Raw genomic sequence first — 22866 nt, forward strand, 5'->3', positions numbered from 1 at the left:
GGGGCCGGAGGGCGTCTTGCAAAGGCTCCGGGGGAGCCTTTGAGCCCGCAGGGGGCGATAGCCCCGGAAGCGCGCAGCGCGCCCGCCCAGGGGGCGGGACGGGCGCGGCCCGGGCGCGGGGCGCCCGGGCGGTGATCATGGAAAGCTGTCGCCCGCCGCGCGCGAGCGGCAGGCCCCCAGCCGACGGAGCGCGACTCAGCCCGCCAGCAGCTCGGCGTTGCCGCCGGCGGCGGCGGTGTTGATGCAGCAATGCCGCTCCAGCACAAGCCAGCGGGTGAAGTCCTGATCCGCCAGCAGCGGCACCAGCGCGCCCTCGCGGCCCGCGAGGGCGCGGCGGATGTCACCGGCCTCCGCCTGCCACGAGACGACCGCGGCCAGATCGGGCAGCGCGGCCAGCACCTGCGCCGTCACCACGCCGTCGAGACCCAGGCCATAGCCCGGCGCCACGCCCACCGCCCGGCAGCCCAGACGACGCGCCTGAGCGACCTGCTTGGCCACCGCCTCGGCCGTCGGCCCGAGGCAGAGCACGCGGTCGCGGGCGAAGGTCCGCAGCGTGTTCTTCTCGCCCGTGGGCCCGGGCAGTTCGACCTCTTCGAGGCAGGCCGTCGGCACCGGCAGCGCGGCGAAGGCGGCCTCGATCTCCTCGGCAGAGACCGCACGCCCCTCGGGTGCGGGCAGCGCCGGGGCCTCGACGGCGCGGAAGCGGGTCAGGTAACGCGGACCGCCCGCCTTGGGACCGGTGCCCGAGAGCCCCTCGCCGCCGAAGGGCTGCGAGCCGACGATGGCGCCGATCTGGTTGCGGTTCACATAGGCGTTGCCGACACAGATGCGCGACGTGATGTCCGCGACGCGGCTGCCGATCCGGCTGTGCAGCCCGAAGGTCAGGCCATAGCCGCAGCCGTTCACCGCCTCGACCACGCGGTCGAGGTCCCGCGCCCGGTAGGTCGCCACATGCAGGACCGGGCCGAAGATCTCCTCGGCGAGGTCCTCGATGCCGCCCACCTTGATCACGGCGGGGCCGACGAAGGTCCCCTGCCCCGGCGCCGCGATCTGGCGCAGCAGGCGGCCTTCCTTGCGGGCGGCCTCCACATGGGCGTCGATCTTGGCCTTGGCGGCGGCGTCGATCACCGGGCCCACGTCGGTGGTGATCTGCGCCGGATCGCCGAGGCGCAGCTCGTCCATCGCGCCGTAGAGCATTTCGAGGAAGCCCTCGGCGATGTCCTCCTGCAGGTAGAGCACCCGCAGCGCCGAGCAACGTTGACCGGCGGACTGGAAAGAGGAAGCGATGATATCGGTGATCGCCTGTTCCGGCAGGGCCGTGGCATCGACGATCATCGCGTTGAGGCCGCCCGTCTCCGCGATCAGCGGCGCCCCTGCGGGCAGGCTGTCGGCCATGGTGCGGTGGATGCGCTGTGCCGTGGCGGTCGAGCCGGTGAAGCAGACGCCCGCGATGCGCGGATGCGCGGTGATCGCGCCGCCCACCTCGGCCCCGGTGCCGGGCAGCAGTTGCAGCACGTCGCCGGGCACGCCCGCCTCGTGCAGCAGCGCCACGGCGAGATCAGCGGTGAGGCAGGTGGCCTCTGCCGGTTTCGCCACGACACCGTTGCCGGTGGCAAGGGCGGCCGAGATCTGGCCGGTGAAGATCGCCAGCGGGAAGTTCCACGGCGAGATACAGGCGAAGATGCCCGCAGGCGCTGCCTCCGAGGCCGTGGCCTGCGCCGCGTAGTAGCGCAGGAAGTCCACCGCCTCCCGCAGTTCCGCCACGCCATCGGCCAGCACCTTGCCCGCCTCACGGGACAGCAGGGCGAAGATCTCGCCCGCGTGGGCCTCGTAGAGGTCGGCGGCGCGGTTCAGGATCGCCGCGCGCTCGGCCACGGGCGTGTCGGACCAGTCGCGCGCCCGGTCACAGGCCGCCACGGCGCCCTCGGCGGACACGCGGCGGACGCGGCCCACTTCGGCCCCGGTGGCGGGATTGATCACGGGATGCTCCTCGCCGCCCTCGGGCCCTGCGAGGTACTGCTTGGTGGCGAAGGGCTCCATCGCCACGGCGAGGCCCGCCAGCTCTGCCGGATCGTCGAGGTCGAAACCCTTGGAGTTCGGACGCTCGGGCGCGAACAGCCCCTCCGGCAGGTCGATCGCCGGGTTGTGCGGGGCGGCAAGCCAGCCTTCGACGGCAAGGAAGGGATCGGCGGCAATCTCTTCCGGCGCGACGTTTTCATCGGCGATCTGGTGCACGAAGGAGGAGTTCGCCCCGTTTTCCAGCAAGCGCCGCACGAGGTAGGCCAGCAGGTCGCGGTAGGACCCGACGGGCGCGTAGATCCGGCAGCGCGTGCCTTCGGCCTTGCGCACCAGCGCGTGCAGTTCTTCGCCCATGCCATGCAGGCGCTGGAATTCGAACACGTCCTTGGAGGGCGCCATTTCGAGGATCGCGGCCATGGTATGCGCGTTGTGGGTGGCGAACTGCGGATAGATCCGGTCCGTCATCTCCAGCAGCTTGGCCGCGTTGCAGATGTAGCTGACATCGGTCGAGGCCTTCTGGGTGTAAACCGGGAAGCCCTCCAGCCCCTCGACCTGCGCGCGCTTGATCTCGGCGTCCCAGTAGGCGCCCTTCACCAGACGGACCATGATCTTGCGGTCCAGACGCCCGGCCAGCCCGTAGAGCCAATCGATCACCTCGCCGGCGCGCAGCCCATAGGCCTGCACCACCACGCCGAAGCCGTCCCAGCCCGCCAGTTCGGGATCGGCCATGACGGCGGCGATCACGTCCAGCGACAGCTCCAGCCGTGCGGCCTCCTCCGCGTCGATGTTGAGCCCGATGCCCGCGGCCTTCGCCTGACGGGCGAGGTCCCGGGTGCGCGCCACGAGGTCGACCATCACGCGGTCGGCCTGCGCGGTCTCGTAGCGCGGGAAGAGCGCCGAGAGCTTGATCGAGATGCCCGGGTTGGCGCGGATGTCATCGCCCTTCACCCGGCTCGCCAGATGGGCGATGGCCTTGGCATAGGCGGCGATGTAGCGCTGCGCGTCGGCCTCGGTCAGGGCCGCCTCGCCCAGCATGTCATAGGAATGGGTCACGCCCTTGGCCTCCAGCGTGGCGGCCCGCTTGGTGGCGCCCTCGATGGTCTCGCCCAGAACGAACTGGCGGCCCGCCGCCTCCATCACCTGCCCCACGGCCTTGCGGATCGCAGGCTCGCCCACGCGCTTGACCGCGCGGTGCAGTGCGCCCGAGAGCGGCCCGGTGGAACCTTCGCCCAGAACCTTGCCCGCCGTGGTCAGCGCCAGCGTCGAGGCGTTCACCATCCAGCTGCCCGAATGGCCGAGGTGCCCGGCCCAGTCGTGGCGGGCGATCTTGTCCTGGATCAGCGCGTCGCGGGTGTGGCTGTCGGGCACGCGCAGCAGCGCCTCGGCCAGCGACATCAGCGCCACGCCCTCCTCGGTCGAAAGGCCGTATTCGGCAAGGAAGAGCTCCATCATGCCCGGCCCGCCGGAGCCGCGCAGGTCGCGCACCATATGGGTGGCGCGGGTCGAGATGCGCCCACGCAGGGCGGCATCGACCGAGGTCTCCTGCAGCAGCGCCGCAAGGGCGGCGGCTTCATCGGGCAGAGGGGCGAGCGGGGCTTGGAAAGGCGCGGTCATGGAGGGCTCCATCGGTGAGAGGGGCATTTGTCTCTAGTATCGCAGATTGAAGACTTCCATTTTCTCCGAAAATCGTCAAATCATAGGCGAAATGACCCTTGTGAGGCCACATGGCAGAGAAAATGACAGACCCGTGGGTCGCTCGCAGTGATCTTGACGCGCTGGACCGCCGGATTCTCGACACGCTGAGTCACAATGCGCGGATCACCGTGACCGATCTGGCGGCCGAGGTGGGCCTCTCCAAGACGCCCTGCGCCGCGCGCATCCGGCGGCTGGAAGCGGAGGGCTACATCCTCGGCTACCGGGCCCAGCTCGACCCGGTGATGCTGGGGCTGGAGAACGTGGCCTTCGTCGAGGTGAAGCTGCGCGACACCACGGAACGGGCGCTGAAGGAGTTCAACACCGCGATCGCGCGCCTGCCGGAGGTGGAGCAGTGCCACATGATCGCCGGCGGCTTCGACTATATCGTGAAGATCCGCACGCGGGACATCACCGCCTACCGGCGCTTCCTCGGCGAGCAATTGTCGGCCCTGCCGCATGTGGCGCATACCTCGACCTACATGGCGATGGAGAGCGTCAAGGACGCGGCCATGACGGCCTGAGACGGTTTGCTTTCACGCGAATGTGACGGTCACGGCCCGCATGTCGCGGCGCGCGGCATGGACAGGGCGCCGCGCAGGCCCCAAGTAGGCGGACGCTTTCGAGGGTGTCCGCAGCGTCGGACAACCTGATGTTGTGCGTATCAGGATCGGCCTGCTATCGTCTCTCCAGAGATAGACGGCCTCCGCCTTGCCGGCCAGCGCCCCTGCGCCGGCCAGCAAGACGGTACCGACAACCGCCCCGAGGCCCCCGGGCCAAAGCGCACGCCCCATCCCCAGCCCCGCCTCCCCGGGGCAATGAGACGACCTAGACATGCCAGAAACCCCCGACAGGGCCGCATCCGGCAGCCCCGCCCCCGAACCCGTTCTTGTTCCCGCGTCGGACGCCCCGAACGCCAAGCCCGCCCGTGCGAGCCTGAAGGAGGAGACGAACAAGAACTTCGTCCGGCGGCTGGTGATGACCGGCCTGACGACGCAGGCCGGCACCTATGCCATCGCCATCATCGCCATGATCGTGGCCGCCGCGGGCTCTGCCCTGACGGCCTGGGTGATGGAAGGCATCGTCGATGCCATGAGCGACACCGAGAACCGGCAGCGTGTCTTGTACGTCGCCATCGCCGTGGCCGCGATCTTCACCGTCAAGGGCATCGCCACCTACGTGCAGACGGTCTTCATGACCCGCGCGGGCAACCGGCTGGTGGCGATGCTGCAGATGAAGTTCTACGACCGCCTGCTGGCGCAGAGCGTGAGCTTCTTCAACGTCAACGAATCCTCCAACCTGCTGCTGCACACGACCCGCAGCGCGCAGAACGCGCGGCAGATGATCGACCTCGTCGTCACCTCCTTCGTGCGCGACCTGCTGACGCTGATCGGTCTGATCTTCGTCATGTTCTGGCAGCAGCCGCTGCTGACCCTCGTCTCGTTGGTGGGCGGGCCCATCGTGCTGCTGGGTGTGCGGACGATCCTTAAGAAGGTGCGCACCATCGTCGAGAAGGAGACCGCCTCGCTGACCGAGATCGTGAAGGTCACGCAGGAGACGGCGAAAGGGTTCCAGATCATCAAGCTCTTCGGGCTGGAGCCGCAGATGTCGCGCCACATGGACGGCGCCGTGCGGCAGGTGGAGAAGCGCTCCAACGCCGTGGCGCGGCTGAACGCCATCACCTCGCCCCTGATCGAGACGCTTTCGGGCCTCGTGATCGCGGCCGTGGTGCTGATCAGCGCGATCGACTTCGTCGACGGCCAGCCGACCACGCCGGGGCAGCTGATGTCCTTCATCACCGCGCTGCTGATGGCCTATGAGCCGGCCAAGCGGCTGACCCGGATGCGGGTGCGGATCGAGGGCCTGATCGTGCCGCTGCGGATGATGTTCGACCTGATCGACCAGCCCCTCACCGTCGAGGATCCGTCAGACGCCCGCGCCCTGCCCGCCGGCCCCGGCGCGGTCGAGATGAAGGACGTCCGCTTCGGCTACCGCGACAAGACGCCGGTGCTGGACGGCATCGACCTGACCTTCCCCGCCGGCCAGACCACGGCGCTCGTCGGCGCGTCGGGCAGCGGCAAGTCGACGATCCTCAACCTGCTGATGCGGCTCTACGACCCCACCGGCGGCGTGGTCAGCGTTGACGGCGTGGACCTGCGCGACGTGACCGCCAAGTCGCTGCACCAGCGGCTGTCCTACGTCGGGCAGGATACCTTCCTCTTCTCCACCACGGTGATGAACAACCTCCGCCTCGCGCGCCCCGACGCCAGCGAGGAGGACGTCATCGCCGCCGCGAAGGAGGCCAATGCGCATGACTTCATCACCGCGCTGCCGCAGGGCTACTACACCGAGGTCGGCGAGAACGGCGCCTTCCTCTCCGGCGGGCAGCGTCAGCGGCTGGCGATTGCGCGCGCCTTCCTGCGCGGCGGCAGCATCCTGCTGCTGGACGAGGCCACCAGCGCCCTCGACGCCACGTCGGAACGGCTGATCAAGGAGGCCCTCGCCCGGATCAGCCAGAACACGACGACCATCGTGATCGCGCACCGGCTCTCGACCGTGATGGAGGCGGACCAGATCCACGTCATCGACGCGGGCCGCGTGGTGCAGTCGGGCAGCCCGCAGAACCTGCTGCTGCGCCCCGGTCCGTTCCGGGCGCTCTATGACCAGCAGTTCGGCGGCATCGCCCAGGGGCAGGGCTGACCGGCGGCCGTCCCGGGCGCGGCTCTCGCCGCCTGCCCCAGCCCCCCACCGTCTCCGAAGGCCCGCCCCCTGTGCGGGCCTTCTTTCGTTCGTGCCGTCCTGCCTCCCCCGCAGCCCGCGGGCCTGCGCTCAGGAGGTCACGAGATCATACCGCTCCATCTCCTCGCGGCTCAGGAGGTAGATCGACTGCGGCGGCGTGGCGAGGCCCGGGGCCATGAGCATCGGGTCCACGCCCATCTCCTCGAGGTATTCCATCACCTCGCCCTGCCCGCGCTGGATATCCTGCACCGCGAGGAAGGCGGGCAGCAGCGTGTTCTCGCCGTAGTAATGCTGGTGCAGCCCGATGCGGGCGCCCTCCTCCGCCTGCCGCTCGGTCCCGGCGGCAAAGATGTAGGGACAGGCCGAGAGGCAGACATCGCCCTCGCGCATCGCGGTGGCCTTGCCCGCCTGCCGCAGGGCGCGGCCCAGTTCCATCGCATCGCGGACCGAGCCGCCGGGCGAATGCAGCAGGATCGTCCCCGCCTCTGAGGCCGCGATCTGCTTGGCAATCCGCGCCCCGTCGCCCGGTTCGATCTTGCCGGTCAGCAGCGCGGTGTCGTCATCCACCCGTTCGAGGATCAACCGCTCCGGCATCGGGCCGGTCTCGACCCCCGGGCCTGCGGGCAGGGTCGGGTCATACCGCCGGGTCTGGTCGCCGGGCCGCGTGGGCCGGTCGAATTCCGGCGCGGCGGGCCCGCGCGAGGGCAGGACGAAATCGCGCCCCACGTCACCGAGGAAGAGAAAGGCCGCGATCACCAGCTGCACCGCCAGCACACCGGTCAGCATCCGCCGGATCGGGCGCAGCTTTTCCTGATCGCTGATCATGCCGTGCCCCCGGCCGAGGGATCGCGCGGCGGGGTCGTCCGCTCGCTGGAGGCCTCCGCATCGGAACCAGCCTGAGTCGAGACCTCCTCTGCCGTCTGGTCTGACCGATACCCGGATGAGGCAGGCCCCACCGGCTCCACGCCCCTGTCTAGGCTGGCCGTCTCCGTCGCCAGGAACGCCCGGTCCACGTCCCGCGCCGCATGGAGCGCCGCGCGCAGTTCCGCGATCGTCATCGTATCCTCGATCGGCGCGCCCTCGCGGCCATGGCGGATGGCGCCCTGCGTGATCGCCACGATCAGCACCAGCACCGCGGGCAGCAGGTCGATGGCGATGGCCCCGGCCCAGCTGGGAATGAAGTTGCCCGCATAGAGGATCACCGCATCGGCGGCAGAGACCGGGGTATAGGTCGTCTCGGCGGGCGGCGGCATGGCAAGCACCTCTGCCGCGGCGCTGCGCAGGGTCTCGGCCCGCTGCGCCAGCACCTCAAGCACCGAGGAGATCGTGGCTGACTGGTCGGTGCGGTTCGCCTCGGTCCTGCCATCCAGTTCCGGCAGCACCACCGAGGCCGAGAGGTCCTGGGCTGCGCGCTCCACCAGCTGCGCCACGGAAAGCTGCCGTAGCCGCGTGATGAGCCCCGCCAGTTGCACCGCCTGTTCCGAGAATTCGACCGACCGCGCCTCGACCGGGCCCGGCTCCACCGTCAGCGCGCGCATCCGCGACAGCAACGCGTTGCCCTCGACGAAGGCGCTGCTGATGGCCGGCTCCTGCGCGGCGATCTGGCTTTCCAGCGCCGTCAGCTCCGCCGATTTCTGCCGCAGCACCCGGAAGACCGCGCCCCGCCCGGCAAGACCCGAGAGCGTGCCCGCCGCCTCCTGCTCCGAGAGGTCCTCGAAGCTCTGGCGCACCCGGGCCACGTCGCGCTCCAGCCCCTGCGCCGAGATCGCGATCTCGTGGGCGCGCTCCAGCGAGGCCTGGTAGTCCTGCACCGTCTCCGCCAGGTGCTGCTCCACCGCGGCCGCGCCCGCCAATGCCGCCGCGTTCAGCCAGGACGACATGGCGACGATGGCGAGACTGCCCAGCCCCATGGCGCCCAAGAGCCCCATGCGCGAACGCGCGGTGCGCATCGCCGGGAAGAGCCGCATCATGTAGGACCAGAAGACGAAGATGCCCGTGGAGACCGCGATCGAATAGGCGATCGCCGCGAAGGCCGTCATGGCCCCGTCGCCGTCCAGCAGCGAGGAGACACCGAGGTAGGTGTAGATGCCCGACGCCACCGACAGCACGCCCAGCGCAGCCCCGGTGAAACTGTCGAGCCAGCCGAGGTGGCCCTCCAGTTCGCGCGCCATGCGGGCGCCGCGGTCGCTCGTATTGGTCATACGTCCCCCGGAAATGGCTTCAAAGCTTGGAAAATAAGAGGTCACGGCCTGTGTACCAGTGTCACAGGACATATTCACGGTATGTTCATGCCTGCGTGACAGCCTTCCGCCTGCCGCAGGGGCATGCCGCGGCGGTAGCAAGAGAAACGCCGCACGAGATATACGACATATTTTCAATACCTTGCGCCGCATCGCGGCCATTGAGTGCCGTCGCGCCGCAGTGCAGGAGCGCCCGCTTGCCAGACTGCGGCGCGGGGACTAGCATCCTTGGGTACCCCTGCTGGAGGAGCGGGGGCACGCTTCGCACAGGTCTTTCGCCCCGGCGGCTGCCGATGAGGGCCTGCGCGGCGACAGGACGCAGACCAGACGGGGGAGGAGTACGCCCGTGCATCATGGTGCCCAGAGTGGAGCCCGGAAGGGCGCCGGGACCGGTCGGCATATCGACCGGGTCTATGAAACCGCGCAGTCGAACTCCGCGGCGGCCCGCTCGCGGCTGGCGGCCTCCTGGCGGCGCTCGCTGGAGAAGCACGGGCTCGATCCCGGGGAACGCCGTGCCCCCGGCCGGGTGGAGGCAACCTCGCTTGGCGACCGTCGCGCGGCGCTTGATGATTTCCTGCAACTGGCCACCCCGCGCCTCGACCAGTTGTTCCAGCTTGTCGGCGGGTCCGGCTGTGGCGTGCTGCTCACCGATGCGCAGGGTGTCGTGCTGGAAACGCGCTGCCGCGAGGCCGATGCCCCGGTGTTCCGGGAATGGGGGCTCTGGGAGGGCGCCGACTGGAGCGAGGCCGCCGAGGGCACCAACGGGATCGGCACCTGCCTTGCCGAACGGCGGCAGGTGATCATCCATCGCGAAGACCACTTCTATGCCCGCAACACCGCGATGTCCTGCCTCGACGCGCCGATCCACGGGCCCGACGGGCGGCTGCTGGCCGCGCTCGATGTCTCCTCCGCCCGGGCCGACCAGACGGAAGGGTTCAACCGGCTGATCGCGGCCACCGTCGCCCAGACCGCCCGCCAGATCGAGGGCGATTTCTTCCGCGCCGCCTTCCCGCGCGCCCGGATCGTCGCCGCCGAGGGCGAGAGCGCCGAGGGCGCCGCGCTTCTGGCGGTGGACAAGGACGACCTCGTCATCGGGGCCACGCGCGAAGCCCGCCGCACCTTCGGGCTGGATGCGGAGGGCGGCATCAAGCCCCGCCCCGCCTCCGACCTGCTGGGCCGCGACGGGGCGGAGACCGGCCTCGACCGGGCCGAACGTGCCGCGATCGTGCGGGCCCTGGCCCGGGCCGATGGCAATGTCTCTGCCGCGGCACGCGCGCTCGGCATGGGCCGCGCCACGCTCTATCGCCGGATGAACCGCCTCGGCATCGGCGAGGGCTGAGCGGCCCGAACCGCCACCCGCCCCGTCTGATCCGCGTCGAAGCGCCCCAAAAGTGTCTCACCGCTGAGACAGGGGGCCGGATACTCCCGTTTCGGGTGTAGTGATCTCTCGGCCCCTCCACGTCATCCTCTCCCTGTGTTCCGGACACCGCGTCCGGACCTCGTCATTTGGGAGGAAGACCATGAACGAGATGACGCAGACCGCAGGCACGCAGTTCGCCTCGCCCTTCAAGCAGCGCTATGACAACTTCATCGGCGGCACGTTCGTTGCCCCGAAAGCCGGGCGCTACTTCGACAACACCACGCCGATCACCGGCGCCAAGATTTGCGAGATCGCCCGCTCCGACGCGGATGACATCAACCTCGCCCTCGACGCGGCCCATGCCGCCAAGGACGCCTGGGGCGCCACCGCCCCCGCCGCCCGCGCCGCCGTCCTGCTGCAGATCGCGGACCGGCTGGAGGCCAACCTCGAGCTGCTCGCCACCTGCGAGACCTGGGACAACGGCAAGGCGATCCGCGAGACGATGGCCGCCGACCTGCCGCTGGCCGTCGATCACTTCCGCTACTTCGCCGGCGTCCTGCGCGGACAGGAAGGCACCATGTCGGAGATCGACGCCGATACCGTGGCCTACCACTACCATGAGCCGCTCGGCGTGGTCGGCCAGATCATCCCGTGGAACTTCCCGCTGCTGATGGCCGCATGGAAGATGGCCCCTGCCCTTGCCGCGGGCAACTGCATCGTGCTGAAACCGGCCGAGCAGACCCCGGCGACGATCATGGTCTTTGCCGAACTGATCGCCGACATCCTGCCCGCAGGCGTGCTGAACATCGTGAACGGCTTCGGGCTGGAGGCAGGCAAGCCGCTGGCGCAAAGCCCCCGCATCGCCAAGATCGCCTTCACCGGCGAGACCTCGACCGGCCGCCTGATCATGCAATACGCGACCGAGAACCTGATCCCGGTGACGCTGGAACTGGGGGGCAAGTCGCCCAACATCTTCCACAAGGATGTGGCCAACGAGGATGACGCCTTCTTCGACAAGGCGATCGAGGGCTTCGTGCTCTTCGCGCTGAACCAGGGCGAGGTCTGCACCTGCCCGTCCCGCGCGCTGATCCACGAGTCGATCTACGACCGCTTCATGGAGCGGGCAATTGCACGGACCAATGCCATCAAGATGGGCGACCCGCGGGTGGCCGAGACGATGATGGGCGCGCAGGCCTCGGAAGAGCAGCAGCAGAAGATCCTCTCCTACCTCGACATCGGACGCCAGGAAGGTGCGGAGGTGCTGACCGGCGGCGCGGCGGCGGACCTCGGCGGCGACCTTGCGGGCGGCTACTACGTGCAGCCGACGATCCTGCGCGGCCACAACAAGATGCGCGTCTTCCAGGAGGAAATCTTCGGCCCCGTCGTCTCGGTCACGACCTTCAAGGACGAGGACGAGGCGCTCGCCATCGCCAATGACACGCTCTACGGCCTCGGCGCCGGTGTCTGGTCGCGCGACATGAACACCTGCTACCGCTTCGGCCGCTCGATCCAGGCCGGGCGTGTCTGGGTGAACAACTACCACGCCTACCCGGCCCACGCGGCCTTCGGCGGGTACAAGCAATCCGGGATCGGGCGGGAGACCCACAAGATGATGCTGGATCACTACCAGCAGACCAAGAACATGCTGGTCTCCTACAACCCGAACAAGCTGGGCTTCTTCTGAGCCCGGCCGCCTGATGGCGGGGCCGCCCCCGGCCCCGTCCCTTTCCACACCGGTTCCGTGCCGCCGGCCCCATGCGTCCCTCCCGGCGCAGGGGGCAGCCCCCGCCTGCCGGTCCTGTCCTCCTCCCGGGTGCTGACCCCGGGACATGGCAGGCGGGGCGGCACGGACCTGCGCCGCCCCGCGCGGCCCTGCCCTTCCGGTGCGCCGGGCGGGCGTCATTTCCCGAAACGCGACAGAAACCTTCATCATCGACACCACTCACGTCACCCAGCCGGAGGCCCCTATGTCAGAGCCAGAGCGCGTCACCGCCACCGAGGCGGCCCTGCGTCTCATCGAGGAGATCCGGGCCGAGCATGGCGAGATCCTGTTTCACCAGTCGGGCGGCTGCTGTGACGGATCGGCGCCGATGTGCTTTCCGGCCGGCGAATTCCGGCCCGGCGCCAGCGATGTGCTGCTGGGCCGGATCGCCGATGTACCGGTCTATATCTCCGGGCCTCAGTTCGAGGTCTGGAAACACACCCAGCTGATCCTCGACGCGGCCCCCGGGCGCGGCGGGGTCTTCAGCCTCGACAACAACCGCGGTCAGAGGTTCCTGACCCGGTCCCGCGTGTTCGGTCCGGATGAGCTGCGAGCGTTGACCAAGGCGTAACCAGCTCACATCTCCCTCCTCCGGGCCGGCGACGGGCGCGGCGTCTTTCCCCCATGTCCTCCTGACAGGAAAGGCGCCGCGCTCTCCCTTTTCCGACTGCATTTTCTCACCGTCCAGGCCTCCGGCCATCACCTGTCCGTCAGTCCCGCTTCCCTGATTGTACGCCCCGCGCGGACCGTGTTACTGTCCTGCAAAACACCAAAGAGCAGGCCACAGCTGACGGCCGCAGAGCCAGGCGGATACGGGCCCACCGATGACGGCGCTTAACCAATACCAGCGGCTGGAAGCCTCCGGCCTGTGGCGCGACGGCCCCGACGCGCAGCGCCGGGACGTGATCGTGTCCATCGGCGATGCGACGCTGGTGATCACCGACATGCGCGATCAGGCGCTGACCCATTGGTCCCTGCCCGCCGTGGTGCGGGCCAACCCCGGCAAGCTGCCCGCGCTCTATCACCCCGATGGCGACCCGGACGAGACCCTCGAACTGGCCGAGAGCGAGGCCGAGATGATCGGCGCGATCGAGACCGTCCGGCAGGCGATCGAGCGGCGGCGGCCCAAGCCCGGGCGGCTGCGCACGGTGATCGCCGGGGCCACGGCGGTGGCGATCGTCTCTCTCGGGATCTTCTGGCTGCCCGGCGCGGTGAAGGAACATGCGCTGTCGGTCGTGCCGCAGGTCAAGCGGGACTCGGTCGGGCGCAACCTGCTTGCGGCGATCCAGCGCGTGTCCGGCCCGCCCTGCGGCGAGGGTCAGGGCCCGCAGGCCCTGGCCAGGATGGCGGCCCGCCTGCCCGGCCGCGACGGCGCCCCGCAGCTTGCGGTGCTGCGGCAGGGCATCCCCGATGCCACACACCTGCCGGGCAACATCATCCTGCTGAACCGCTCGGTCATCGAGGATTACGAAGAGCCGGACGTGGCCGCGGGCTATGTCATCGCCGAGCATCTGCGCGCCCGGTCCGCCGATCCGCTGCGCGACCTGCTCGACTATGCCGGGCCGCTGGCCTCCTTCAACCTGCTGCTGCGCGGCAAGGTGGGCGAGGCGCGGCTCGAGAAATATGCCGAGCACCTGCTGACCACCCCGCCCCGTCCGCTGAGCGACGAGGTGCTGCTGGCGGGCTTCACCGCCTGGGGCGTGGCGGCCACGCCCTATGCCCATGCCCTCGACGTCACGGGCGAGAAGACGCTGCACCTGATCGAGGCCGATCCATTCCCCGCCGGCGCCCCCGATCCGGTGCTGCCCGATGCGGACTGGCTGCGGCTGCAGGCGATCTGCGGCGCCTGACGCGCCATCCCCCTCCCTACACGAGAAAACGCCGCCCCGAAGGGCGGCGTCACTATGATGTCCGGGTGGATGTCCGACCGCCCCTTCGGGCGGCCGCCTGCCGGTCTCAGCGCCGGGTGAAGGCGTCCGAGAAACCCGCACGGCGCGCGCTCTGAAGCGCGGAGCTGAGCTGCCCCTGCGAGGCGAAGGGCCCGGCGAGGACGATCTGGTAGCTCTTGCCGCCCTTGGTATAGCCGGCGGTGCGCACCGGCAGGCCGAGCGACTGCAACCGCGCGGCGGTGCGGCTGGCGTTGGCGGGCTGGCCGAAGGTGCCGACCTGCACATAGCGATGCGCCGCCGGTGCCACGGCCACCGCCGCAGGCTGGGCCTGCACGGCGCGGCGCACGGGCTTGGCGGTCACGGGCTGGGCGGTCACGGGCGCCGTCTTCACCGCGGAGCCGGAGGTGGAGAGATAGGCCGCGCGGGTCTGCTGCTCCATGCTCGTGTAGGGATAGCTGAGCCCGGGATAGCGCGCCGTCACGTCCTGCCCGGTGGGGCGGTGGATCAGGCGGCGCGGCAGGTCGCGGGTCCAGATCAGATCGGTCTGGGCGATGCCGTTGAAGGTCATCTCGGCCCGGCGCGTGTTCAGCCGGTCGTCATCCCATGCGGCGCGGTAGCCCTTGGGCGTCGTCATACCCTGCACGGCGTTCCCGCGCTCCTCGTAGACATGGCGCGGCACGACGCGGACGGTCGGCGCCACCTCGCCCCGCGTGACGACGCGGCCCGGGGTCGCGCCATAGGTCGTCGCGCCGGGACGGCTGTAGAGCACGGTGCCCTGCGTGTTGGCCGAGGTGATCACGTGGCGCGGCGCGGCTGTCGGGGTGGGCACGCGCCCGGTGTAGGTGACCTGCGGCGCCTTCGGGGCCACGCCACGGCTGGGATAGCTCGGCGCGGGAACGGTGGCGGAGGGGACTGCGCCGGTCGGACCCGTGGCCGTCGCCCCGCGCACCACGTAGCGGCTCGGCGGGTTCGGCGCGGGGCCGGTGTATTGCACCTGCGGGGCCTTCGGGGCCACGCCGCGGGCGGGCGCGGCCTGCACCGGAACCCGCGCCACGGACCCCTGCGCCGGAACCGGCACCGCCAGAGAGGTGGTGCGCATCGGCGCGGCCAGCGGTGCAGGCGTGTCGTTGGGACCGGGGAAGACCGTCGGGGCCGGCGCGGGCGACGGACCCCGGCGCTGGACCGTGGTCGCTGGCGCGGCAGAGGTCACGCGGACCGGGGCGGCAGGCTGCGCGCTGACCACGGGTGCGGCGAGCGGTGCGGTGGTCCGCAGCGGCGACGGGGCCCGGGCGGGTGCCGGTGCCGCGACACGCGGTGCCGGTGCAGAGTTCAGTGCAGAGTTCGGTGCAGCCTGCGGTGCGGGTGCGGCCGCCGGGGCGGTGTTCTCCGGCGCGGCGGCCTCGATGGTCACGGCCCGGTCCGAGGACATGGCAGGCGCCATGGCGGTCTCCGTGCTCGCCGCCCCCAGCGAGGGCTGGAAGCCGCAGACCTGCTGGCGGCTGCGCGCCATGCGCGGCACCCAGGTCACCGCACCGTCCACGCCGGCACGGATGAAGACGCAGCCTTCGCTGTCGACGTACTGGTTGCCGCTGAAGCTGGACGGCGGATATTCCGCCGGGGCGATATTCGTCGTGATGGACTGGGCGCGGGCCGCCGCAGTTCCGAGAATGGCCGCCAGAATGGCGGAGGTAATGACTTTGTTCAGCATTTCTAACCCCCCACAGGTTAAGCCGAACTCTGCCCGAGTTGCGGCCGCGAGTAAAGCGGCCGCACAGGGATCAGCCCCTTATTTTGTGCCGAACATGCGATCGCCCGCATCCCCTAGCCCCGGAACGATGTAGCCGTGTTCGTTCAGCTTTTCGTCCAGTGCCGCCGTGACGATCGGCACATCCGGGTGGGCTTCCTTCATGCGGGCCACGCCCTCGGGGGCGGCCAGCAGGCAGAGGAAGCGGATGTTGGTGGCGCCGGCTTCCTTCAGCAGATCGATGGCCGCGACCGAGGAATTGCCCGTGGCCAGCATCGGATCGACCGCGATCACGAGACGGTTGTCGAGCGATTCCGGCACCTTGAAATAGTACTGGATCGGCTGAAGCGTCTTCTCGTCCCGGTAGAGCCCGACAAAGCCGACCCGCGCGGCCGGGATCAGCTCCAGCACGCCGTCCATCAGGCCGTTGCCTGCCCGCAGGATCGAGATCAGCGCCAGTTTCTTGCCGTCCAGCGTGGGGGCCTCCATCTCGCACATGGGCGTCTCGATGGTCTTGGTGGTCATCGGCAGTTCGCTGGTGACTTCATAGGCAAGCAACTGGCTGATCTCGCGCAGCAGGCGGCGGAAGGAGGCGGTAGAGGTCTCCTTCTGGCGCATGATCGTCAGCTTGTGCTGCACGAGGGGGTGTTTCACGATGGTCAGATGCTCGGTCATGATGTCTCCAGTCGCTTGGCGATACGTGTCTTGGTGGCCTCGTCACAGAAGGCCGCGTCGAGGGCGGTGCGGGCGATCTGGTCAAAGATCTCCTCGTCCCAGCCGAAGGTGCGGTTGAGCGCCTCGTACTCGCGGCTCATCGTGGTGTGGAAGAAGGGCGGGTCATCGGTGGACACGGTGACTTTCACGCCGCGTTCGCGCAAGCGTTCGATGGGATGGGCGGACCATTTCGGATAGACCCCCAGCGTGACGTTGGAGCCCGGGCAGACCTCAAGCACCACGCCGTTCTCTGCCAGCTCATCCACCAGCGCGAGGTCCTCGATGGCCCGCACGCCGTGGCCGATGCGTTCGACCTTCAGGTCGCGCAGGGCCTCGCGCACCGATTGCGGGCCACCCCATTCGCCGGCGTGGGCGGTCAGCCGCAACCCGGCCTCGCGCGCCATGTCGAAGCTGTAGGCGAAGTCGCCCGGCCGGCCCTTGTTCTCGTCCCCCGCGATGCCGAAGCCCACGAGCCAGTCGCCCGCCGTCTCGGCCGCGCAGAGCGCCGAGGCCCTGGCCTTCTCGGGGCCGAAGTGGCGGATGCAGGTGACGATCCCGCGCAGGGTGATGCCGAGGTCCCGCTCGGCCCGGTCGGCGGCCTCCTGCATCGCGTGCAGGTATTCGCGCCACGCGCCCACGTCGCTGCCACCGCAGAAATCGGGTGACAGGAAGGTCTCGCAGTAGACGACGCCCTGTTCGGCGCTCTCCTCCAGCACGGCACGGGTCAGGCGGGCGTAGTCCTCGGGCGTCTTGAGGACCTGCGTCGCGGCCTCGTAGACCTCGAGGAAATGCACGAAGTCGGTGTACTTGTAGGTGCCATCCTCGGCGAAGACGCCGGTGAGGTTGATGGATTTCTCCTGCCCCATGCGGCGGATCAACTCCGGCGGAGCGGCGCCTTCGAGGTGCAGGTGCAGTTCGACCTTGGGCAGTTCTTTCATCGCTGGGCCTTCTTCCTCCCGCTCCCGTTCCGCACGGCTCATACCCCGACGCGCGCTCACAGGAAACGCCTCCCCGGTCCCTGTGCCGCGACGCCAAGATGCGCCGCGATGCTGGCCGCCACGTCGGCGAAGGCCACGATGCCGGGGCTGCCCGGCGCGGCCCCCGCCACCAGCACCGGCACCCGCTCGCGGGTGTGGTCGGTACCGGGCCAGGTGGGATCGTTGCCATGGTCGGCGGTGATCACCAGCAGGTCGCCCGGGCGCAGCCTGTCCAGCATCCGGCCCACGCCTGCGTCGAACCATTCCAGCGCGCGGGCATAGCCCGAGACGTCGCGCCGGTGGCCATAGAGGCTGTCAAACTCGACGAAATTGGCAAAGGTCAGGCTCCCCTCCTCCGCGGTGTCGATCAGCGCCTCCAGCGCGGTCATCAGCTGGGCATCCGTGCCCTTCGCCACGTCATCGATGCCCTGCATCGAGAAGATGTCGCCGATCTTGCCCACCGCGTGCACCTTGCCGCCCGTCCCCTGCACCCAGTCGCAGAGCGTGGGCGCGGGCGGGGCGACGGCGTAGTCATGCCGGTTGCCGGTCCGGGTGAAGCCCGCCTCGACGCTGCCCACGAACGGGCGCGCGATGACCCGGCCGATCTTCATCCTGTGCAAAGTGGGGGCCACGGCTTTGCAAAGATCCAGCAAAGCCGCGAGGCCGAAGCTCTCCTCATGCGCCGCGATCTGGAACACGCTGTCGGCGGAGGTGTAACAGATCGGCCAGCCGCTCTGCATGTGCTCCGCCCCCAGCCGGTTGATGATCTCGGTCCCCGAGGCGTGGCAATTGCCGAGGATGCCCTGGGTCCCCGCCGCGCGGCAGACCTCCGCGATCAACTCGGGCGGGAAGGAGTTTTCCTTGTCGGTGAAATAGCCCCAGTCCCACGGCACCGGCACGCCCGCCAGCTCCCAGTGGCCCGAGGGCGTGTCCTTGCCGCGGCTTTCCTCCTGCGCGACGGCCCAGAGGCCCGCAGGCTCCGCCGCCAGCCCGGGCGTCAGCGCGCCCGAGGCCAGGCGGATCGCGGCGCCGAGGCCCATGGCATCCATGTACGGCACCTGCAGCGGCCCGCTGCGCCCGTCCTCGGCCCGGCCCGCGGCGCAGGCCTGCGCGATATGGGCCAGCGTGTTGGCGCCAGTGTCCGGCAGGGCGTCGTTGAAGAAGCGGTCGGCATCGGGGGCACCGCCACAGCCGACGCTGTCGATCACGGCAAGAAAGGCACGCGGCATCAGCCGATCCTCCCAAGGACAAGCGGCGGCGGGGTCACGGGCCCGGGGCCGAGGGTGACGGCGGCCTGCACGGCGCGCACGGCGACATCGGCGGCGTCCGTGCGGCTGGCGTGGATGCGGGCGATGGCCTCGCCCTTCGCGACCCGCGTTCCAAGCGGCAGGATATCGGCGATGCCGACGGCCGGATCGATCCGGTCGCTTTCCACCTGACGCCCGCCACCAAGCGCCACGACCGCCAGCCCCAGTGCCTCGCCATCCATGGCGCTCACGGTGCCGGACGCCGGCGCGGGCACCTCGCGGATCACGTTCGCCTCGGGCAGGAAGCGGTCATATTGCTCGATGAACTGCACCGGCCCGCCCATGGCGGCGACCATGCGGCCGAAGTGATCGGCGGCGGCCCCGCTTTCCAGCGCCTCGCGCAGCCGTGCCTCGCCAGCTGCCGTATCCGTGGCCAGCCCGCCCTGCGCCAGCAGCGCCCCGCCGAGGGTCACGGTCAACTCGGCCAGCGGGCCGCCCACCTGCCGGGTCAGCACGCGCAGCGCCTCGCGGACCTCCAGCGCATTGCCGAGCGCGGGCGCCAGAGGCTGGTTCATGTCGGAGAGCACGGCGCAGGTCGGGCACCCGGCGGCATTGGCGGTGGAGACCAGCGCCTCCGCCAGTGCCCGCGCCTCCGCTTCGGTCTTCATGAAGGCGCCGGAGCCGAGCTTCACGTCCAGCACCAGCCCCTCCAGCCCGGCGGCGAGCTTCTTCGACAAGATCGAGGCGGTGATCAGGTCGAGGCTCTCGACCGTGCCGGTCACGTCGCGGATCGCGTAGAGCCGCTTGTCCGCCGGGGCCACGTCGGCGGAGGCCGAGACAATGGCGCAGCCGGCGCGGGCGACCACGTCGCGGAACCGCGTCTCGGAGAGCGCGGTCTCGACGCCGGGGATCGCCTCCATCTTGTCGAGCGTGCCGCCGGTATGGCCCAGCCCCCGGCCCGAGATCATCGGCACATAGGCCCCGCAGGCCGCCAGCGCCGGGGCCAGCACGAGGCTGACGCAATCCCCCACCCCGCCGGTGGAATGCTTGTCGAGCACCGGCCCCGGCAGGTCCCAGTCGAGCCGCCGTCCGCTGTCGCGCATCGCCAGCGTCAGGGCCACGCGGCTCTCCTCCCCCAGCCCCGTCAACAGCACCGCCATGGCAAAGGCCCCGGCCTGCGCATCGCTGACCGCCCCGTCGGCAAGGCCACGGGCAAACCATGCGAGGGCCTCTGGCCCCGGCGCGCGGCCATCACGGACGGCGGAGATCAGGCTGCGGGCGTCCATGGCGTCAGGTCCGCTCCATGTGCGAGGCGTCGAAGCGGCCGGGCAGCACCTCGGCCAGTGTCATGACCGTCTCGGCGCCGTCGGTGGTGCACATGGTCAGCTTGACCTCGGCCTTGCCGAATTCCACCAGCTTCTGGCGGCAGCCGCCGCAGGGCGGCACCGGCGTGGGGCTGTCGGCGATGACCAGCGCCTCGGTGAACTCGGTCTCGCCGGCGGCGACCATGGCGGCGATGGCACCCGCCTCGGCGCAGGTGCCCTCCGGGTAGGCCACGTTCTCGACGTTGCAGCCGACATAGATCGTACCCGAGGCCCCGCGCAGCGCCGCGCCGACCTTGAACTTGGAATAGGGAACATAGGCGTTTTCACGCACCTTGGCGGCGGCCTCTTTCAGGTCCATCGGACTGCTCCGTCAGGGAATGGGAGTCCATCCTTCCGCCGGTGCCGCGCCAATGCAAGCGTGAAACCCCGGCACGGGCGGACCCGCGCCCTGTCACCGAACGTAAACACGGGCTGGATATGGCGGAGAAACCGGCAGCCCTGCCCCGATACGTCCCGACACGTCCCGTCCCGGGCGGCGGAAACCGGCACCCGGCGGCGGATGCTGCCCTGCAGCGCGCAGGGCATCTTTCACCCGCCGGAGAAAAGGTTTAATGCTAAACCATTCCGATCGAGGGGAGAGCACCATGTCCACCGGCCCGAACGACACCCTGCGCCAGGCGGCCCTGAATTACCACGAGTTTCCCAAGCCCGGGAAGCTGGAGGTACGCGCGACCAAGCCGCTGGCCAACGGCCGCGACCTGTCGCTGGCCTATTCGCCGGGGGTGGCCGAGGCCTGCCTTGAAATCAAGGAGGATGCGGTCAATGCCTCGCGCTACACCGCGCGCGGCAACCTCGTCGCCGTGATCTCGAACGGGACGGCCGTTCTGGGGCTTGGCAACATCGGCGCGCTGGCCTCCAAGCCGGTGATGGAGGGCAAGGCGGTCCTCTTCAAGAAGTTCGCCAACATCGACTGTTTCGATATCGAGGTGGACGAGACCGACCCCGAGAAACTGGCCGACATCGTCTGCGCCCTCGCCCCCACTTTCGGGGCGGTGAACCTCGAGGACATCAAGGCCCCCGATTGCTTCATCGTCGAGAAGCTGTGCCGCGAGCGGATGAACATCCCCGTCTTCCATGACGACCAGCACGGCACCGCGATCGTCGTGGGTGCCGCGGCGACCAACGCGCTGCGGGTGGCGGGCAAGAATTTCGAGGACGTGAAGATCGTCTCGACCGGCGGCGGGGCGGCGGGCATCGCCTGCCTGAACATGCTGCTCAAGCTGGGCGTGAAACGCGAGAATGTCTGGCTCTGCGACATTCACGGCCTCGTCTACGAGGGCCGCGAAGAGGACATGAACCCGCAGAAGGCCTTCTATGCCCAGGCCTCCGACAAGCGCACGCTGGACGAGGTGATCGACGGCGCGGACCTGTTTCTCGGCCTCTCCGGCCCCAATGTGCTGAAGCCCGAGATGGTGGCGAAGATGGCCAAGCGGCCGATCATCTTCGCGCTCGCCAACCCCACGCCCGAGATCATGCCCGACATGGCCCGCGAAGTGGCCCCCGATGCGATCATCGCCACCGGGCGGTCGGACTTCCCGAACCAGGTGAACAACGTCCTCTGCTTCCCCTTCATCTTCCGGGGCGCGCTGGACGTGGGCGCGACCGAGATCAACGACGCCATGCAGATCGCCTGCATCGAGGGCATCGCCCAGCTGGCCCGCGAGACCACCTCGGCCGAGGCGGCGGCGGCCTACCAGGGCGAACAGCTGACCTTCGGCGCGGATTATCTGATCCCCAAGCCCTTCGACCCGCGGCTGTCGGGCATCGTCTCGGTCGCCGTGGCCAAGGCGGCGATGGAAAGCGGCGTGGCCACGCGCCCGCTGGAAGACATCGCGGCCTACAAGGCCAAGCTGAACTCCTCGGTCTTCAAGTCGGCGCTGCTGATGCGCCCGGTCTTCGAGGCCGCCTCCTCCACCTCGCGGCGGATCGTCTTTGCCGAGGGCGAGGACGAACGCGTGCTGCGCGCCGCGCAGGCGATGCTGGAGGAAACCACCGAGCAGCCGATCCTCATCGGCCGTCCCGAGGTGCTGGAGGCCCGCTGTGAGCGCGCCGGCCTCAAGATCCGCCCCGGCCGCGACTTCCACGTGGTGAACCCCGAGAACGACCCGCGCTACCGCGACTACTGGGGCACCTACCACGAGATCATGGCGCGGCGCGGCGTGACGCCGGACCTCGCCAAGGCGATCATGCGCACCAACACCACCGCCATCGGCGCGGTCATGGTGCACCGTGAGGAAGCCGACAGCCTGATCTGCGGCACCTTCGGCGAGTATCGCTGGCACCTGAAATACGTGAACGAGATCCTCGGCACCCAGAAAGCGGGCGGCGACCTGCACCCGGTGGGCGCCCTCTCGCTGATGATTCTCGAGGACGGGCCGCTCTTCCTCGCTGACACCCATGTCCATGCCGTGCCCAGTTCCGCCGAGCTGGCCGAGGTGGTGATCGGGGCCGCGCGGCACGTGAAGCGCTTCGGGATCACGCCGAACATCGCGCTCTGCGGCCGGTCGCAGTTCGGCAACCAGGACACCGACACCGCCCGCCGCCTGCGCGGCGCGATCGAGATCCTCGACGCCGAGGCCCGGGACTTCTGCTACGAGGGCGAGATGAACGTGGACACGGCGCTGGACGCCGCCCTGCGCGAGACCGTCCTGCCCGGCAACCGGATGAAGGGCGCGGCCAACGTGCTGGTCTTTGCCCAGGCCGATGCCGCCTCGGGCGTGCGCAACATCCTGAAGATGAAGGGCGGCGGCCTCGAAGTCGGCCCGATCCTCATGGGCATGGGCAACCGCGCCCATATCGTGACCAACGCCATCACCTCGCGCGGGCTGCTCAACGTGTCGGCCATCGCCGGCACGCCGGTGGCGCATTACGGCTGAGGCCCTCGCCGTTTTCTGCGCAGAAAACGCTCCGGAATTTTTTTGAAAATTCCGGGCAGTGTGGCGGCGGGAGGCGATCCCGTCAGAGATCACCGTTCCCTTGCCGGGGGGCGGTGAAAAGTCTTGAACAAGACTTTTCGCAAGAATTTTCCTTAAAATTCTTGGGCGCGCCGGGATAGGACACGTATCCGCCTGTCGCACCGCCAAGGAGGCCGGGGCTGC

Annotated in this window: 16 protein-coding genes; 7 read left to right on the plus strand and 9 right to left on the minus strand. The window is 69.6% G+C overall.

All coding sequences use genetic code 11. The annotated features are described in order from the left end of the window. Positions 1 to 195: 195 nt before the first annotated feature. Positions 196 to 3633, minus strand: a complete 3438-nt coding sequence (gene putA / locus ACX9MO_RS02150) for a bifunctional proline dehydrogenase/L-glutamate gamma-semialdehyde dehydrogenase PutA (RefSeq protein ID WP_462213377.1) — start codon at positions 3631 to 3633, stop codon at positions 196 to 198. 110 nt (positions 3634 to 3743) lie between these two features. Here putA and ACX9MO_RS02155 point away from each other — a divergent pair, with 110 nt between their 5' ends. Together ACX9MO_RS02155 and ACX9MO_RS02160 are read left to right on the plus strand one after the other, a co-directional pair. Further along, entirely contained in the window at positions 3744 to 4235 is a 492-nt protein-coding gene (locus ACX9MO_RS02155) for an Lrp/AsnC family transcriptional regulator (protein ID WP_462213378.1), read from the plus strand. A 310-nt stretch (positions 4236 to 4545) separates the two neighbouring features. Continuing rightward, entirely contained in the window at positions 4546 to 6411 is a 1866-nt protein-coding gene (locus tag ACX9MO_RS02160; protein WP_462213379.1) for an ABC transporter ATP-binding protein, read from the plus strand. A gap of 129 nt (positions 6412 to 6540) precedes the next feature. Here the strand turns inward: ACX9MO_RS02160 and ACX9MO_RS02165 are convergent, their stop codons facing one another. Together ACX9MO_RS02165 and ACX9MO_RS02170 are read right to left on the minus strand one after the other, a co-directional pair. Further along, positions 6541 to 7275, minus strand: coding sequence for a COG3904 family protein (locus ACX9MO_RS02165; RefSeq protein ID WP_462213380.1), 735 nt, complete (start codon positions 7273 to 7275; stop codon positions 6541 to 6543). After that, a complete protein-coding gene (locus ACX9MO_RS02170; protein WP_462213381.1) occupies positions 7272 to 8651 on the minus strand; it encodes a hypothetical protein in 1380 nt (459 codons plus the stop codon). Before ACX9MO_RS02170 ends, ACX9MO_RS02165 begins: the two co-directional genes overlap by 4 nt. Before the next feature lie 385 nt (positions 8652 to 9036). Between ACX9MO_RS02170 and ACX9MO_RS02175 the strand changes: the two genes are divergently transcribed. The 4 genes from ACX9MO_RS02175 (at position 9037) to ACX9MO_RS02190 (ending at position 13662) form a co-directional block, all read left to right on the plus strand. Further along, positions 9037 to 10029, plus strand: a complete 993-nt coding sequence (locus ACX9MO_RS02175; RefSeq protein ID WP_315900501.1) for a GAF domain-containing protein — start codon at positions 9037 to 9039, stop codon at positions 10027 to 10029. Between the two features lie 181 nt (positions 10030 to 10210). Further along, positions 10211 to 11734, plus strand: coding sequence for an aldehyde dehydrogenase (adh, locus tag ACX9MO_RS02180; protein WP_462213382.1), 1524 nt, complete (start codon positions 10211 to 10213; stop codon positions 11732 to 11734). Positions 11735 to 12017: 283 nt separating this feature from the next. Then, entirely contained in the window at positions 12018 to 12383 is a 366-nt protein-coding gene (locus ACX9MO_RS02185) for a DUF779 domain-containing protein (protein WP_222492622.1), read from the plus strand. Positions 12384 to 12636: 253 nt separating this feature from the next. Beyond that, a complete protein-coding gene (locus ACX9MO_RS02190) occupies positions 12637 to 13662 on the plus strand; it encodes a hypothetical protein (protein WP_222492620.1) in 1026 nt (341 codons plus the stop codon). Between the two features lie 106 nt (positions 13663 to 13768). On the opposite strand, the gene ACX9MO_RS02195 is transcribed toward ACX9MO_RS02190, so the two are convergent. The 6 genes from ACX9MO_RS02195 to ACX9MO_RS02220 all read right to left on the minus strand — a co-directional run bounded on the left by ACX9MO_RS02195 (position 13769) and on the right by ACX9MO_RS02220 (position 20066). Further along, positions 13769 to 15409, minus strand: coding sequence for an SPOR domain-containing protein (locus ACX9MO_RS02195; RefSeq protein WP_462213383.1), 1641 nt, complete (start codon positions 15407 to 15409; stop codon positions 13769 to 13771). Positions 15410 to 15487: 78 nt separating this feature from the next. Continuing rightward, positions 15488 to 16120 carry a uracil phosphoribosyltransferase gene (gene upp, locus ACX9MO_RS02200; RefSeq protein ID WP_222492616.1) on the minus strand — a complete coding sequence of 211 codons (633 nt, stop codon included), beginning with the start codon at positions 16118 to 16120 and terminating at the stop codon, positions 15488 to 15490. Then, positions 16117 to 17097, minus strand: coding sequence for an adenosine deaminase (locus ACX9MO_RS02205; protein ID WP_462213384.1), 981 nt, complete (start codon positions 17095 to 17097; stop codon positions 16117 to 16119). Before ACX9MO_RS02205 ends, upp begins: the two co-directional genes overlap by 4 nt. Positions 17098 to 17153: 56 nt before the next feature. Beyond that, positions 17154 to 18365 carry a phosphopentomutase gene (locus ACX9MO_RS02210; RefSeq protein ID WP_462213385.1) on the minus strand — a complete coding sequence of 404 codons (1212 nt, stop codon included), beginning with the start codon at positions 18363 to 18365 and terminating at the stop codon, positions 17154 to 17156. Then, the gene (locus tag ACX9MO_RS02215; protein ID WP_462213386.1) at positions 18365 to 19669 is read right to left on the minus strand and encodes a thymidine phosphorylase; all 1305 of its coding nucleotides are present in this window, start codon (positions 19667 to 19669) and stop codon (positions 18365 to 18367) included. The genes ACX9MO_RS02210 and ACX9MO_RS02215 overlap by 1 nt, the downstream gene beginning before the upstream one ends. Positions 19670 to 19673: 4 nt before the next feature. Next, entirely contained in the window at positions 19674 to 20066 is a 393-nt protein-coding gene (locus tag ACX9MO_RS02220; RefSeq protein WP_462213387.1) for a cytidine deaminase, read from the minus strand. Positions 20067 to 20352: 286 nt separating this feature from the next. Between ACX9MO_RS02220 and ACX9MO_RS02225 the strand changes: the two genes are divergently transcribed. Continuing rightward, the gene (locus ACX9MO_RS02225) at positions 20353 to 22644 is read left to right on the plus strand and encodes an NADP-dependent malic enzyme (RefSeq protein WP_222492606.1); all 2292 of its coding nucleotides are present in this window, start codon (positions 20353 to 20355) and stop codon (positions 22642 to 22644) included. Positions 22645 to 22866: the final 222 nt, after the last annotated feature.

The organism is Pseudooceanicola profundus (assembly GCF_054919315.1).

Bases quoted from the DNA above. Each gene is read 5' to 3' on its own strand.
- ACX9MO_RS02160 (WP_462213379.1), top strand. From the start codon at position 4,546: ATGCCAGAAACCCCCGACAGGGCCGCATCCGGCAGCCCCGCCCCCGAA.
- ACX9MO_RS02165 (WP_462213380.1), bottom strand. From the start codon at position 7,275: ATGATCAGCGATCAGGAAAAGCTGCGCCCGATCCGGCGGATGCTGACC.
- ACX9MO_RS02155 (WP_462213378.1), top strand. From the start codon at position 3,744: ATGGCAGAGAAAATGACAGACCCGTGGGTCGCTCGCAGTGATCTTGAC.
- ACX9MO_RS02210 (WP_462213385.1), bottom strand. From the start codon at position 18,365: ATGCCGCGTGCCTTTCTTGCCGTGATCGACAGCGTCGGCTGTGGCGGT.
- ACX9MO_RS02185 (WP_222492622.1), top strand. From the start codon at position 12,018: ATGTCAGAGCCAGAGCGCGTCACCGCCACCGAGGCGGCCCTGCGTCTC.
- ACX9MO_RS02225 (WP_222492606.1), top strand. From the start codon at position 20,353: ATGTCCACCGGCCCGAACGACACCCTGCGCCAGGCGGCCCTGAATTAC.
- adh (WP_462213382.1), top strand. From the start codon at position 10,211: ATGAACGAGATGACGCAGACCGCAGGCACGCAGTTCGCCTCGCCCTTC.
- ACX9MO_RS02195 (WP_462213383.1), bottom strand. From the start codon at position 15,409: ATGCTGAACAAAGTCATTACCTCCGCCATTCTGGCGGCCATTCTCGGA.
- upp (WP_222492616.1), bottom strand. From the start codon at position 16,120: ATGACCGAGCATCTGACCATCGTGAAACACCCCCTCGTGCAGCACAAG.
- ACX9MO_RS02170 (WP_462213381.1), bottom strand. From the start codon at position 8,651: ATGACCAATACGAGCGACCGCGGCGCCCGCATGGCGCGCGAACTGGAG.
- ACX9MO_RS02220 (WP_462213387.1), bottom strand. From the start codon at position 20,066: ATGGACCTGAAAGAGGCCGCCGCCAAGGTGCGTGAAAACGCCTATGTT.
- ACX9MO_RS02215 (WP_462213386.1), bottom strand. From the start codon at position 19,669: ATGGACGCCCGCAGCCTGATCTCCGCCGTCCGTGATGGCCGCGCGCCG.
- ACX9MO_RS02205 (WP_462213384.1), bottom strand. From the start codon at position 17,097: ATGAAAGAACTGCCCAAGGTCGAACTGCACCTGCACCTCGAAGGCGCC.
- putA (WP_462213377.1), bottom strand. From the start codon at position 3,633: ATGACCGCGCCTTTCCAAGCCCCGCTCGCCCCTCTGCCCGATGAAGCC.
- ACX9MO_RS02190 (WP_222492620.1), top strand. From the start codon at position 12,637: ATGACGGCGCTTAACCAATACCAGCGGCTGGAAGCCTCCGGCCTGTGG.